Source organism: Cytobacillus oceanisediminis 2691 (assembly GCF_000294775.2).
Lineage (GTDB): Bacteria > Bacillota > Bacilli > Bacillales > Cytobacillaceae > Cytobacillus > Cytobacillus pseudoceanisediminis.
In genome coordinates this window covers 3,669,515-3,683,770 of sequence record NZ_CP015506.1, presented here as the reverse complement: position 1 = coordinate 3,683,770, position 14,256 = coordinate 3,669,515, and the positions used below count along the sequence as shown (strand labels likewise).

The 14,256-nt window shown below is 41.4% G+C and carries 16 protein-coding genes and 1 riboswitch; of the genes, 13 read left to right on the top strand and 3 right to left on the bottom strand.

Annotated elements, in window-relative coordinates; translation table 11 throughout:
* Positions 1-40: 40 nt before the first annotated feature.
* Entirely contained in the window at positions 41-625 is a 585-nt protein-coding gene (locus A361_RS18505; RefSeq protein ID WP_009332540.1) for a DedA family protein, read from the bottom strand.
* A gap of 23 nt (positions 626-648) precedes the next feature.
* Complete coding sequence (locus tag A361_RS18500; protein ID WP_026041549.1) at positions 649-1,428, bottom strand: undecaprenyl-diphosphate phosphatase; 780 nt, start codon at positions 1,426-1,428, stop codon at positions 649-651.
* Between the two features lie 232 nt (positions 1,429-1,660).
* On the opposite strand from A361_RS18500, the gene A361_RS18495 reads away from it, so the two are divergent.
* From A361_RS18495 to A361_RS18455, 9 genes are all read left to right on the top strand, one after another.
* Complete coding sequence (locus A361_RS18495; RefSeq protein WP_009332537.1) at positions 1,661-1,999, top strand: DUF4870 domain-containing protein; 339 nt, start codon at positions 1,661-1,663, stop codon at positions 1,997-1,999.
* A 132-nt stretch (positions 2,000-2,131) separates the two neighbouring features.
* Positions 2,132-3,094: a helix-turn-helix transcriptional regulator gene (locus A361_RS18490; RefSeq protein WP_019379671.1), complete on the top strand. Its 963-nt coding sequence runs from the start codon at positions 2,132-2,134 to the stop codon at positions 3,092-3,094.
* A 138-nt stretch (positions 3,095-3,232) separates the two neighbouring features.
* The gene (locus A361_RS18485; protein WP_009332533.1) at positions 3,233-3,430 is read left to right on the top strand and encodes a PLD nuclease N-terminal domain-containing protein; all 198 of its coding nucleotides are present in this window, start codon (positions 3,233-3,235) and stop codon (positions 3,428-3,430) included.
* 2 nt (positions 3,431-3,432) lie between these two features.
* The gene (locus A361_RS18480; RefSeq protein ID WP_009332532.1) at positions 3,433-4,338 is read left to right on the top strand and encodes an ABC transporter ATP-binding protein; all 906 of its coding nucleotides are present in this window, start codon (positions 3,433-3,435) and stop codon (positions 4,336-4,338) included.
* On the top strand, positions 4,335-5,111 hold the full coding sequence (locus tag A361_RS18475) for an ABC transporter permease (RefSeq protein WP_019379670.1): 777 nt from the start codon (positions 4,335-4,337) through the stop codon (positions 5,109-5,111). Before A361_RS18480 ends, A361_RS18475 begins: the two co-directional genes overlap by 4 nt.
* A gap of 94 nt (positions 5,112-5,205) precedes the next feature.
* A complete protein-coding gene (locus A361_RS18470; RefSeq protein WP_009332530.1) occupies positions 5,206-6,051 on the top strand; it encodes a patatin-like phospholipase family protein in 846 nt (281 codons plus the stop codon).
* 263 nt (positions 6,052-6,314) lie between these two features.
* Positions 6,315-7,655 (top strand): S8 family peptidase, encoded by a 1,341-nt coding sequence (locus tag A361_RS18465; protein WP_019379669.1) that lies wholly within the window; start codon positions 6,315-6,317, stop codon positions 7,653-7,655.
* 204 nt (positions 7,656-7,859) lie between these two features.
* Complete coding sequence (locus A361_RS18460; RefSeq protein ID WP_019379668.1) at positions 7,860-8,648, top strand: hypothetical protein; 789 nt, start codon at positions 7,860-7,862, stop codon at positions 8,646-8,648.
* 89 nt (positions 8,649-8,737) lie between these two features.
* A complete protein-coding gene (locus tag A361_RS18455; protein ID WP_019379667.1) occupies positions 8,738-9,313 on the top strand; it encodes a TlpA disulfide reductase family protein in 576 nt (191 codons plus the stop codon).
* Positions 9,314-9,333: 20 nt separating this feature from the next.
* Here the strand turns inward: A361_RS18455 and A361_RS18450 are convergent, their stop codons facing one another.
* Positions 9,334-10,155: an EcsC family protein gene (locus A361_RS18450; RefSeq protein WP_019379666.1), complete on the bottom strand. Its 822-nt coding sequence runs from the start codon at positions 10,153-10,155 to the stop codon at positions 9,334-9,336.
* 126 nt (positions 10,156-10,281) lie between these two features.
* A riboswitch (FMN riboswitch) is annotated at positions 10,282-10,586 on the top strand.
* A 143-nt stretch (positions 10,587-10,729) separates the two neighbouring features.
* On the opposite strand from A361_RS18450, the gene ribD reads away from it, so the two are divergent.
* The 4 genes from ribD to ribE (A361_RS18430) are packed head-to-tail and all read left to right on the top strand — an operon-like array spanning position 10,730 to position 14,190.
* Positions 10,730-11,827, top strand: a complete 1,098-nt coding sequence (gene ribD, locus A361_RS18445; protein ID WP_019379664.1) for a bifunctional diaminohydroxyphosphoribosylaminopyrimidine deaminase/5-amino-6-(5-phosphoribosylamino)uracil reductase RibD — start codon at positions 10,730-10,732, stop codon at positions 11,825-11,827.
* The gene (gene ribE, locus A361_RS18440) at positions 11,827-12,480 is read left to right on the top strand and encodes a riboflavin synthase (protein WP_009332524.1); all 654 of its coding nucleotides are present in this window, start codon (positions 11,827-11,829) and stop codon (positions 12,478-12,480) included. Before ribD ends, ribE (A361_RS18440) begins: the two co-directional genes overlap by 1 nt.
* Positions 12,481-12,505: 25 nt before the next feature.
* Positions 12,506-13,699: a bifunctional 3,4-dihydroxy-2-butanone-4-phosphate synthase/GTP cyclohydrolase II gene (locus A361_RS18435; RefSeq protein WP_009332523.1), complete on the top strand. Its 1,194-nt coding sequence runs from the start codon at positions 12,506-12,508 to the stop codon at positions 13,697-13,699.
* 14 nt (positions 13,700-13,713) lie between these two features.
* Positions 13,714-14,190 (top strand): 6,7-dimethyl-8-ribityllumazine synthase, encoded by a 477-nt coding sequence (gene ribE / locus A361_RS18430; protein ID WP_019379663.1) that lies wholly within the window; start codon positions 13,714-13,716, stop codon positions 14,188-14,190.
* Positions 14,191-14,256: the final 66 nt, after the last annotated feature.

Below are 14,256 nucleotides of genomic sequence, written 5' to 3'. Positions count from 1 at the left end.
CAATTCTACACTTTTGAGTAATAAGCTGATTTAGGTTATGTTAACTTTTTCGCGTTTTGTAAAAAAAATAGAATACCCCCGAACCCAACGCGATGACTATGATAGGCAATATAAATGGTTTTGCGTATTCTTTAATGTCTCTCCAATGGTCACCAAGTTCCATTCCCAATAATAAAAAGAGAACCGTCCATGGCACCATGGCTGCTATTGTATATACTGTAAAGACCGATAATGGCATTTTGGCAATTCCGGCAGGGATGGATATGGCATGCCGTATTACAGGAATAAATCTGGCCGTAAAGATCACTCCAGTTCCATACTTTTCAAACCATTTCTCTGAAGCATCCAAATGTTTTTTTTGAATCAGTAAATATTTTCCATACTTATCAAGAACAGGCCTTCCTCCATACGCGCCAAGCCAGTAAAGAAACAGCTGAGCTAATGTTCCGCCTGCAATCCCCGCAAGCAGGGCACCTGTAAAATGGATGTCTCCGGTGCTGACTAAAAAGCCGCCATAGCTCAGGACAATTTCGCTTGGTATCACCTCAACCATTAATCCAAGTGCAATGCCGGCATAACCCAGCTGGGAAAGTATTTCAAAAATGCTGGCAATAATTTCTTCCATTCTGATACCTCCCCATTAGAAATTTAAAAAATCCCGGTCATTTGCAGGAGTATAATGGTGAACCCTAATATCCAAACGTATACAGCAAATATCTTCAAGGATTTTCGTTTTAGAAAATTAATCATCCAAACGACTGCTGCATAGCCAAAGAGTGCTGAAGACAAAGTTGCCATCAACATACTTCCAAGGGTTATGGCTTCTGTGTGACCGGACATCAATTCCCCAAATTGCATAACAATGCCGCCTGCGATGGCAGGAATGGATAGCAGAAATGAAAAATAAGCCGCTGTTTCCCTGTCGAGCTTTCTAAAGAGGCCTGCTGCAATGGTTAATCCGGATCTGGAGACTGCCGGAAAGATGGCGGCTGCCTGAAAGGTGCCGATAAACAGGGCATCTCCATATGTGATGCTTTCCATCTTTTTGGCACCTTTCTTAACACCATCAGCAATCCAGAGTATGAACCCCGTAAATAGAAATTCCCAGCCGATTGTAACCCCGGATTTTGAAATTGAATCAAACATGTCACTCAGCAGCAGCCCAACGATTACGGCTGGAATCGTACCGACAATCAGAAGGATAGATAGCTTGCCGAATGGCTTCTTTACGATTTGAAGCAATTCATTTTTGTATACGACAAGGACTGCCAGTAAAGTTCCTATATGCAGCATTGTATCAAGGAAGAGGCCTGCCTCATCAAGCCCAAATAGATGTCTCCCCAAATATAAATGTCCTGTACTGGATATAGGCAGGAACTCTGTGAGCCCCTGTATGATTCCCAGAATGAAAGCCTCCAGCTTTGACATCATCTATATATCACCTTCCTAAGCAGGTAAAAAATTTGGCAAAGTCATGACGCAATGCCTGTCTTTAACATTTGTATTCAAGTTGTCCTAATCAAGAACTTGAAATTAAGGTTTTACGGATTTTATGGATGGGTGCAAAAATTAAAAAATACATGAAACCTTTTAAAATGAATAACGTAAATAATATAGAAGAAATCATAATATAGATTGAGGATTATTAGGAGGAAACAGAATGAATGATTATAAAATGCCTTCCAATGATGAAAGGCTTTTAGCAGCAGCCATCTATGTAACCAGTTTTTTTACAACTTTTATTGGACCGCTGATCATTTGGCTCTTAAAAAAGAATGACTCGGAGTTTGTAGATTATCATGGCAAGGAATATTTAAATTTTTTAATTTCCTATACGATTTACAGCGTCATCAGCGTAGTGCTTATGATCATCTTAATTGGGGTGATTACTATTTGGATCGTGGGAATCCTTGCTTTCGTCTTCACAATAGTAGCTGCTGTCAAAGCGTATGAAGGCAAGGAGTACAGAATACCTTTAGTTTTCAGGATTTTAAAGTAATTAAACAGAGTCCAGGGCCGTTGCCACTGGGCTTTTTTTAATGGATAATTAATTCTGCAGAGCTTTTAGTTATACAGTACACGGGGTGATGTAATGAATAGACTCGATAACAAACAAAGGATGCTCAAGCTTATGGAGATTCTAAGAGAGCAAACTGATGAAGAAAATGAATATACACTGGACGATATAACTGAATGCTTTAAAAAGGAATATGGACCTGATGTGAAATTAAACAAAAACTCACTGAGGGACGATATTGAGCATCTGATTGAAGCGAAATTCGATATTACCATCAACCAGGAAAAAGAGGGGATGCCGAAGTTCTACAGCCATCAATACCGTCTATTCGAGCTTTATGAATTGCGTATGCTGATTGATGCTGTTGCTTCTGCACGCTTTATTACGAAAGATGAGACGAAACAGCTGATCCGGAAAATTAAGAAGCTGACAAGCCTTCATCATGCCAAAAAGCTGCATAATGAAATTTTGATCGATTCCTCTGTAAAAAGTGAAAGCAAACTGGTTCGGCTGGCTATCAATGATTTGCATGAAGCCATTTCCGAGCGGAGAATCGTCACATTTCAATATGGAAGATATAATCTTAACAAGGAATTTGTTTTAAGCCACAATGGAGGGCAATACAGGGTCAAGCCGCTGGCGCTCACCTGGGTAAATGATTTTTATTATTTAATAGCCTATTACTTTGCTAAAGAAGAAATCCGCCATTATCGGATCGACCGTCTGCGCAATGTGAATATAACGGAAGAACAGTTTGCATATGAACCCTTTGATGTATCCAGGTATGTGAGCTCAACCTTTCATATGTATGCCGGCTCTGAAGAGTGGATAAAAATCCGGTTCCATAACGATCTGATCAACGTGATAATTGATAAATTCGGGCGGGATGCAGACATAAGAAAGCTTGATGAAAACTATTTCGTTTTAACAGCAAAAGCCATTGTAAGTGATGGTCTTGTCAAATGGCTCCTCAACTGGGGTAACCAGGCGAAGGTACTCTCGCCGTCCTCACTCATTGATCAAGTAACAAACGAAATCCGCAATATGATGTCTATTTATGAAAAAGAAACGGATTAACCCTTCTTTATCTATTAAACTTTGAAGCGCTCCAGGATTGGGGCGTTTTTTTTGTTTAAAAACAATTGAATTACCAGTGAACGTTTTAGGAACTTGCACGTCATATGAATGACATAACAAATAAGGGAGGACAACATAATGGAATTTTTAGAAAGCATTAACTGGGCAATTCTTGCACCTATAGTCATCATTCAGCTTATATTAATCGCCATTGCCATTATTGATCTGGTAAAAATAGAAAAAGCAAATGGGCCTAAATGGGTATGGGCTCTTATTATTTTATTTATAAACCTGCTGGGGCCAATTATTTACTTTATTTTTGGAAGGAGAAGCTGATAATGCCAGTTGTAAACATAATAAACCTAAAAAAGCGGTTCCAGGACCTGGAAGTAATAAAAGGTCTGGACTTCCAATTATCTGAAAGAAAATGTATTGCCCTTCTGGGAGCAAATGGGGCAGGAAAAACAACTACATTAAAAATGCTTGCCGGCCTGGTGAAGCCAGATTCAGGAGCGATCGTGTTTGAAGGGGCAGAAAAAGCGGATTTCCGAAGATTAATAGGCTATCTTCCTCAATTTCCTGTTTTTTATGAATGGATGACAGGCAACGAGTTTCTCGAATATGCTGGCCAGCTTGCAGGTCTTTCTAAATCAGAAGCCAAAGACAGAGCAAAAGAACTTCTTGAACTTACCGGTATAGCTGAAGCTAAGAATCGGCGGATTGGAAAATATTCAGGAGGCATGAAGCAGCGGCTTGGCATTGCACAGGCTATAATCCATCGTCCGAAGCTCGTCATGCTTGATGAGCCGGTTTCTGCACTCGACCCATTTGGACGCAGAGAAGTGCTGGAGCTGATGGATAAGCTGAAAAAAGAATCAGCTATCCTATTTTCAACTCATATACTAAATGATGCAGAAGAGATTTGTGATGAAATATTATTTCTCCATAATGGTGAACTAGTTGAATCAGGGACATTGGCAGGCCTGAGAACTAAACATCAGCAGGCAAAAATTGACTTGGCTTTTAAAGAGAATACACTGCAATATGCAGAAGAATTATCTCTGCTTCAGCCTGTTTCTTCAATGAAATTGGATGGAGAGTATGCGAGCTTTTTGGTAGAGGATATAGAATATGCTAGAGAACTATTCTTAACTGAGATTATGAAACGGAACCTGCCGCTTGTTAAGTTTGAAATCAGCAGAACCAGGCTGGAGGATGTCTTCATGAAGGTGGTGCAAAAATGAATCAATGGATGACTTTATTTAAAAAGGAAATGCTTGAAATGTCCAGAAATTTCAAATGGATATGGGTGCCGCTTACTTTTATTATGATAGCTGTAAAAGAGCCGCTGACATTATATTATATGCCTCAGATTATTGATTCTCTTGGCGGGCTGCCGGAAGGAGCAGTCATCGAGCTTCCTGTCCCATCTGCAGGTGAAGCGCTTGCTGCAAGTCTTAGCCAGTTCAATACGTTTGGTGTGCTTATTATTGTATTAATTACAATGGGGACTATTGCTGGAGAAAGGAAAAGCGGTGTGGCGGGGCTTATACTGGTAAAACCTGTTTCTTATGCCTGGTTTGTAACGGCGAAGTGGGCTAGCTCTATGATTCTCATTTGGTTTTCATATTTTTTGAGTTATTTCCTCTCCTGGTACTATGTAGGCGTATTGTTTGAATTTATTTCTTTTGCGGATTTTCTCCAGTCCTTCTTTGTTAACGGCATCTGGCTTACTCTTATAGTAACTGTAGTAATACTGTTCAATACGTTTATGAAATCGCCTGGAGCAGTCGGATTTATCTCTATTGGCATCATTGTCATATTAAGCCTATTGAGCAGTTCACTCCCTCATTTGCTGGAATGGAGTCCGGCGCTGCTGTCTGCTTATTCGAATGCTTTTATCATGGGCAGTAATCTCCCGGATGAATTGCTGCCGAGCATCATTGTTTCTGTAGTCATGATCACGCTTTCCCTGCTTGCATCAATTGCTATCTTTAAAAGAAGGGAACTTGCCTGAATTCATGGCATGGTCTATCTTTGTGGGCATATATGTATATGGGAGGTTAATATTTTGGTAGTATAGCTTTAAAAGACTGAAAGGAAGATGAGCGGTGATCAGTGAAGCGGGTCTGGTACTTGAAGGCGGAGGGATGCGAGGAGTATACACAGCGGGGGTTCTCGAATATTTTCTTGAACAGGACCTCTGCTTTCCTTATGTCATTGGGGTTTCTGCAGGGGCTTGCAATGCAGCTTCTTACTTATCCAAGCAAAGGGGCAGGAATAGAATTGTGAATGTGGATTATGTTACAGATCCCCGATATATCTCATGGCGGAATTACTTTAAATCCCGCCAGTTTTTCGGGATGGATTTTATTTTTGATGAAATACCGAATAAGCTTGTCCCATATCACTATGATGAGTTTTATAAAAATGAGTCTGAATTTGTTATTGGAACAACTGATTGCCATACAGGTAAACCGGTGTATTACGGTAAAAAAGATTATGGCAAAGATATGCTTAAGGTTTTAAAAGCATCCAGTTCCTTGCCTTTTATTGCTCCGGAGGTAGAATTTAATAGCCGGGTCCTCCTCGATGGCGGAATCAGCGACCCTATACCAATCAAAAAAGCTCAGCAGGATGGATTGAAAAAAAATATAGTAATCTTGACAAGAAACAGGGGATATACCAAAAAGCCATCTAAATTTACTTTTATGGTCAAAAGAAAATATCCGCATTACACTGGGCTTCAGAAAGCATTGACGGAACGCTGCCGGACCTATAATGAGACCCTCCGCTATGTAGAACAGGAAGAGAAGAATGGGACAGTTCTTGTCATCCAGCCTCAGGAGCCATTAACAGTGGGCCGGATGGAGCGGAATCCTCAAAAACTGGAAAAGTTATATCTGCAAGGATATGAAGATGCAAGAAAATCCATTGAGAGAATCAATCAATTTTAGTCAAACCGTATCTAATAAGATGCGGTTTTTTCTTAAGGAAATAGTCTTATCTTTTCGACAGGGCTGACAGGGAGTAAGTAAAGTTTTTGATTGAGAATCAAGCGAATAGACCCGGAAAAACTTAAAATATATAAAGAAGTAATGGGTTTTAAGTAGTATTTTTTGCGAAATGACGGAGAAGCATGTCGAAATACAAAGATTGTTGATATCTTTATTTCGAATATAATGAAAATTAGAAAATATAAGGGGGGTCTCAATAAAAAATGAATATCAAAAAGGGTATCGTAACGGGTACATTAAGTTTGGCATTATGTGCCTCAGCTGTTTTTGCGGGTTCTGTCAGCACTGGACAAGCCCAAACGGTTGAAAAGAGTTACTTAGTCGTTTTTAAAGATGAAGGAAAGCTTCCTGCAGGCTATACAGACCTATTGAAAAAATTTGGAGGACAAATAGAGAATAAGCTCGAAAAATTAGGAGCTGTTGAGGTTTCATCAGCAAATCCTAATTTTCTTAATGAAATCAGGAAATCTTCCTTGGTATTGTCTGCTGGCGCTGAAAATGTTATATATCCCGAAGCTCCTGCAGTAGATGCAGATCTTCCATTAGATAATGCTGATTTATATAACAGTCTGCAGTGGGATATCAAACAAGTAACAAATAATGGTGCATCATGGAATCTTCCAGGAGGAACTGGAAAGACAGCTGACGGTAAAGATATCGTTGTTGGTGTAATTGACACAGGGATTGACTATACTCATCCAGATTTAAAAGAAAATTATGCATACGGTAAATCCTTTGTTCCGGGCTACCCGGATCCAATGGATGAAAACAGCCATGGAACCCATGTTGCAGGATCCATTGCAGCGAAAGGAAGAACCATGGGTGTCGGACCTGACTTGAAGGTAGCAGCATACCGTGTATTCGGCCCTGATGGCGGTGCAGCGACTTCCCATATCGCCGAAGCCTTAATAACAGCTGCGGACGACAATGTGGATGTTGTCAACATGTCTCTTGGCGGGTATGACTGGTTCCAGAATCCCGAGTATACAACGAAGGAAACCGTAGCGGACGTGCAGATGTTTAACAGAGCCATCAAATATGCGATTCAAAAAGGTGTTACTGTAGTTGGTTCTGCAGGCAATAACGCTGTTGATTTAAAGAGCCCGGGACAGCTGTCAGGTTCTGATAACGGTGCAACACACAGAAGCCCAAGCAGTCAATTGATGATTCGTGTATCTGCTGGAGGAGCTTTAAAGAATCTTGCTTTCTATTCCAATTACGGTGTCGGCAAAATTGATGTCATGGCGCCTGGCGGAGACTTGGGACCAAACTATGATCCAAATACTGGAGCTGGCAGAGACAATTCTTATTTGGCATTAGCAACAATCCCTGGCGGCGGATATGGGTATAAAGGCGGTACTTCTATGGCCGCTCCGAAAGTTGCGGCCCTGGCTGGTGTTATTATCGCAAAACATGGGAAAGACCAAATCTCTCCTGCACAAGTAAAGCAGATCATTCAATCTTCATCAGAAGATATCTTCAAGCCTGGATACGACGGACAATCTGGCCATGGGCTAATTAATGCGGTTAATGCTTTAAAGTAATTCCATCAAACGAGCTGGCGGAAAGTTTCCGTCAGCTTTTTTATTTGGAGGAAAATCAGCGAATAAAGATGGTAACGAATAACTCAAACAGACTATTTGCAGATGCGGCAATATGTACCCTCCAAAAATCCTCCCAAAAATTCATTTTTTTTGGAACTATTTAATAGAATATAGAGAAATACATATAGCGGGGGAGACATACTGATGAATATCCAGCAATATTACCGGAAAACAGCTGACATCTCAATAAATGCGAGCCTGGCCGCACTTGTACCTCCATTTTTCTTTCTATTGATTTTCATAAAAGAATCTCAACGGACGAATTTAATCCTTTTTCTAATCCCTTTCATCATATATAGTTTTCTGTGCCATCAAATTCACTTGCTGAATAAGCAAAGGGCGGCCGAGATAGTGGAGAGAAATTCCAATAATAGCAGACAAGCCCTTCTCTCATTGTTATGCCAGTCAAATTTGATGATCGCTTTTATGCCGGCTCCTTCCCTTAGAATGGTGCTTTTTGATCCGGAAGGAAGGCAGGTTGGTGAAATCAGGGATATGAAAATGTGGAAGTTTAGATGGTTCTTGCCTTATTTTTTGGACCGTCTTTTTCCAAGAAGGCTGGGTATCTATGATTATAACAATAATCTGGAGGCATCAATCCTAATCGATAGAAACGGCGTTGATATTTCGTTTGTGAAAGACTCCTGCAAAGAAACAATCATAAATAAAAAAGATGGATCCAAACTGGTATATGAGAATGGCTGTGATCGATATTCCATTCCTAAAACCTTTTTCCATACGGATTTTCAAGTTCTTGATGAGAAATCAAATAGGATAGCGCGCCTTCGCAAAGGATGGATGCCGCTAGAATGGGGGCAGCAGTTCAGGGATCCCAATACACCTGTACTTTCTTTTGAGGAGGGTCTGACAGCAAAAGAAAAGCTTAGAATATATGCCATTCTTGCGACGCTTTTTCTTTACCGCAATCACTAAAACAGAGTGCACATTTATAGATTCTATATTCCCCATATAGTATGATAAGTTCAGTTTAAATATAGGGATATCAGTATAGAGGTGTTGGAATGAAAAAGTTTCTATTCGCAGCCGCAGTTATTGTCGTTTTGCTGTTTATTGTTGACAAAACAATTCTCAAGGAAAAAGGGGTAGTAGAGCAAGGCGGACAAATGCAGAAATACGATAAAATGGAAGACCCTGAAGATTTGCCTGTTGGTTTGGAGAAAGGAAACCTTGCTCCTGATTTTGAACTGACAGATATGGAAGGAAACCCGGTAAAACTCTCCGATTATAGAGGCAAGGCAGTTTTGTTAAATTTCTGGGCAAGCTGGTGTCCTCCTTGCCGTGCAGAAATGCCGCATATGGAGAAGCTGTATAATAAGTATAAAGATGAAAATTTCGATATTCTTGCAGTCAATCTTACAAACACTGAAAAAAATAGCGGTGACGCAGAGAAATTCGTAAAAGAGCTGGGGCTGACTTTTACAATTCCTATGGATGTAAAAGGCGAGGCAGGTTCTGACTATAATATAATGGCCTATCCTACAAGCTATTTTATTGATTCCGATGGTGTTATTAGAGAGAAAGTTTTGGGAGCTTTAAATGAAGAGTATATGGAGAAGGAAATCAAAAAGCTTCCATAAATAAAACCGGAGAGCCATTGTCAGCTCTCCGGTTTTATTTCTGTAATCATATTCTGGTGCAGACGATTAACGATTACTCTTTTTCGGTATAGCATAATGCCTGCTTCGGCAATATCATTTACGGCTGAGCGATTTATGAAAGCCCCAAACAGCAGTCCGGCTATCGGGATCATTTGAAAAAGTTTTTTCCAGCCAATTTGGTCCCTGTAAGAAAACACAACTTCTCTCCACCCCTGAAGCTCGGAAACGACTTCCCTTTTTGCTCCTGCTTCTTTAGAACCAAACATGGAAAGCTGCTGCAGAATGGCTTTTTTTCCTACAATGTCACTGGAAACAAATTGCAGAATTTTTACGATGAACATTCTTTCATTCTTATCAGCTGGATCAAAGCCATAGCAAATCGCGATATCCTGAAGGGTTTTTAGCTGAATGCCAAGTAGAAGAGGGATATCAATCGTCAGGGTGAAAATCCCTCCAACCCCAGTACTGGCACCTTGCAATGCAGCGGTTCTTTTACGGTTTGAGCTTAGCTTTCCAGCGGCTTCATCCATCTTTGATATGGGCAGGCTTTCTACATCCTCTAAGGTATGAATATTTTGTTCAGGATAATAGTTCTTTAACGCCGAAGCTGAACTTAAATATCTTCCTCCTGATTGAATATATGTGCCAAGCTCATCAAGAATCACTCCAACCTTTTTTTGTATGAACTCCGGTGTGAATCTATCAATTAACTTAAAAGGGAGTCTTCCTAGCTTCTCCCAAAACCATAAATCACCTTGGTCTTTTTCCCATTCTTCACATTTTTTTAGTTCATTTATAAGAAGTTCCCTCGGTTCAATCATATTTAAATTCCTCTCCTTCTTCTATAATTACCTATACGTCAGTTTAAAGCAAAAGTTTCAATTCTTTATAAACAATTCTCTTTGTATATTCCGACTATTCATGGTAAGATTCTTATAATAGAATAGGATTTCCTTCGGGGCAGGGTGAAATTCCCAACCGGCGGTGATGAGGGTACGCCCTCTTAGTCCGTGACCCGGTTTTATTAGCAGAGATGCAGGAACATGCGCTTTTCTAATGATTGTCTAGCTCCAGCGCCTACCCCCTCGAGGTCACAAGCCAATCCTCCCAAAAAGGCAAAAGACGCCTTTTCTGCGAGGCTCGTCTTGTGCTTGTCGGGGGTGAACAAGGCGCTTGCGCTTTTCTAATGAAAACGGTGGATTTGGTGAAACTCCAAAGCCGACAGTGAAAGTCTGGATGGGAGAAGGAATGATTATAGTGCTGCGTTCAAAAAAATCTTTTTTAAACGCTTATTTCGTCATGTGATTTTGCCCCGTTTCACCTTGCTGGTGTACGGGGTTTTGCCGTTTCAAACTTAATTTGGAGAAACTGTAAGGGAAGGAGGAACCAGATAATTTGAACCATCAGGAATATATGAAGTTAGCCATCAGCCTGGCAGCGGCCACTAAAGGCCAAACCAGTCCTAACCCGCAGGTGGGTGCGGTTGTTGTTAAAAATGGTGAAATTCTGGGGATGGGTGCTCACCTGAAAGCAGGAACTCCCCATGCTGAAGTCCATGCGATTGCTGCAGCTGGCGATAAGGCTAAAGGTGCTGATATTTATGTCACGCTTGAGCCATGCAGCCATTTTGGCAGGACTCCGCCATGCGCAGACTTAATAATTAATTCAGGAATTAATAGGGTTTTTATTGCTTCTGCCGATCCGAATCCTTTAGTTTCCGGCAAAGGAATTGAAAGAATGCAGGATGCCGGGATTGAAGTGGTGACCGGCTTATTGAAGGAGGAAGCAGATGCCCTAAACGAACCATTTTTCCATTTTATAAAAACAAAGACACCATATGTAACCATTAAAGCAGCTTCATCGTTTGATGGAAAAACAGCTGCAAAAACCGGTGACAGCAAATGGATTACTTCTCCAGAATCCAGGCAGGATGTGCATCGGCTACGGCATGAACATGACGCAATACTTACAGGTGTAAATACGATCATTCACGATAATCCCCTTTTAACCGCCAGGCTGCCCCAAGGCGGAAAAAATCCCATTCGAGTTGTATTAGATACAAATCTGAGAATTCCCGCTGACGCAAATGTCATCCGGGATCAGTCTGTAAAGACCATAATCTTTACCGGCTGCGAAATAGATCGGTCAAAGGCAGAAGAGCTAAAGAAGTATAATACTGAAGTTTTTTCTTTTTCTGCTAATGAGGTGCCGATTAAAGAAGTATTAAGAAATTTAGGTGAAAGAAACATCATGACTTTATTTGTTGAAGGCGGATCAGAGATCCATGCTTCATTTATAAATAGCGGTTTCTTTCAGCAGATAATCCTTTATATGGCTCCTAAAATTATCGGGGGCAATAAGGCGATTCCATTTATTGGCGGGGATGGTGCCAGCTATGTAAAAGATGCCCCTGCACTGGAATTCACAGAAATTGAAAAGATTGGCGGAGACCTTAGAATTACCGCAAAACCGCTGAGGGAGGCCAAGGAGTAATGTTTACTGGAATTATTGAGGAACTGGGAACAGTAAAAAAAGTGGTTCAGCAAGGCAAGGCCATGAAACTGACAATTCAGGCATCCACAGTTTTAACAGATGTTCAACTGGGGGACAGCATTTCGGTAAACGGCGTGTGCCTTACAGTTACGGAATTTGCGAAAAATGAATTTTCAGCAGATGTTATGCCTGAAACATTCAAAAGTACTTCGCTTTCTGCCATTAAAGAACGAACAAAAGTCAATCTGGAGAGGGCGATGTCGGCAAATGGCCGCTTTGGAGGACATTTTGTGACAGGGCATATTGATGGAACTGGTCAGATTCTAAAAAAAACAGCGAGTGAAAACGCCATTTATATACAAATATCTGTGCCTCCTGCATTAAGCCATTTGCTTATCATGAAGGGATCAATTGCCGTGGATGGGATTTCCCTGACTGTTTTCGGCAATGAAGACAATACTGTTACTGTCTCGATCATTCCCCACACAGCAAGTGAAACGGTACTCGGCTTCAAAGCAGCGGGAGACATTGTTAACCTCGAGTTCGATATGCTGGCTAAATATCTATATTCCTTCATGAACAGGCAGCAGGAAACCTCATCGCCTAAAGAAGGAGTTTCAGAGCGATTCCTTAAGGAGAACGGCTTCTTATAATTAGCAAAAGGAGGGTCAATCAAACATGTTCAGTGATATAAATGAGGCATTAGAAGATTTAAAAGCAGGAAAAGTCATCATTGTCTGTGATGATGAAGACAGGGAAAATGAAGGGGATTTCCTTGCAATCGCGGAATATGCGAAACCGGACACGATCAACTTTATGGCCAAAGAAGGCAGAGGCCTGATTTGTACACCTATCACTGAGGAACTGGCTGAAAAATTGGAACTGAATCCAATGGCAGAAGTGAATACTGACAGTCATGGAACAGCTTTCACAATCAGTGTTGACCATGTAAAAACCACTACAGGCATCAGTGCATTTGAGCGTGCATTCACGATAAAAGAAATGCTTGAGGACGACGCTAAACCTGCAGACTTTTCACGGCCGGGACATGTTTTTCCGCTAGTGGCCAAAAAAGGAGGAGTCTTAAGGCGTGCAGGCCATACTGAGGCCGCGGTCGATCTGGCACGTCTTGCAGGTGCTGAACCAGCCGGGATAATCTGTGAAATAATGAAAGACGATGGAACGATGGCTCGAGTGGATGATCTGGAAAAAGTGGCTGAAAAGTTTGATTTGAAAATGATTACTATTCAGCAATTGATAGAGTATCGATTGAAGCATGACTCCATTGTCAAAAGGGAAGTGGAGATACAGCTTCCAACAGAATTTGGAGACTTTAAAGCAGTAGGCTATACAAACACTGTCGATGGAAAAGACCATGTAGCTCTTGTAAAGGGAGAAATCGATGAACGTGAACCAGTATTGCTTCGTGTGCATTCGGAGTGTCTGACTGGAGATGTATTTGGATCCAACCGCTGTGACTGCGGGCCGCAGCTTGAAGCAGCGCTGGCACAGATTGAAGAGGCAGGCCGGGGAATCCTTTTATATATGAGACAGGAAGGGCGCGGCATCGGACTGATCAATAAAATGAAAGCCTATAAGCTGCAGGAAGAGGGCTACGATACAGTTGAAGCAAATCATAAGCTCGGATTTAAGGACGATCTACGCGACTATGGGGTAGGTGCACAAATCCTTAGGGATCTGGGAGTAAAAAAAATGCGTCTGCTAACCAATAATCCCCGCAAAATTGCTGGATTGGGCGGTTACGGGCTGGAGGTATCCGAACGGGTTCCTCTTCAAATGCCTGCCAAATCTGAAAATGAAAATTACTTAAAAACAAAGAAAACAAAACTTGGGCATTTATTACAATTTTAAGGGAGCGATTAGAGATGAAAAAGGTAATCGAAGGACATTTAGTAGGAACAGGATTAAAAATGGCCATTGTAGTATCGCGTTTTAATGAATTCATTACGGGCAAGCTTTTAAGCGGAGCGGAAGATGCACTCAAGCGCCACGGAGTAAGCGAAGAAGATGTGACAGTTGTGTGGGTTCCTGGAGCATTCGAAATCCCTCTGGCAGCTAAAAAGCTGTCCCAATCCGGAAAATATGATGCAGTCATCACCCTTGGCACAGTGATCCGCGGAGCAACTCCGCATTTTGATTATGTCAGCGGCGAAGTGGCTAAAGGGGTCTCAAGCACAGCATTGCAAAGCGGTGTTCCTGTTATCTTCGGTGTTCTTACAACTGACACGATTGAACAGGCAATTGAGCGGGCAGGCACCAAAGCTGGAAACAAAGGATGGGAAGCGGCTGTGGGAGCTATTGAAATGGGCAACCTTTACAGACAATTATCCGAAGGTGAATAATGTTCCGGATTTTTTGCCGGCATGAGAATAAGAGTGTGCTTCCAGGTGCAATTGTCTTGCCCGGTT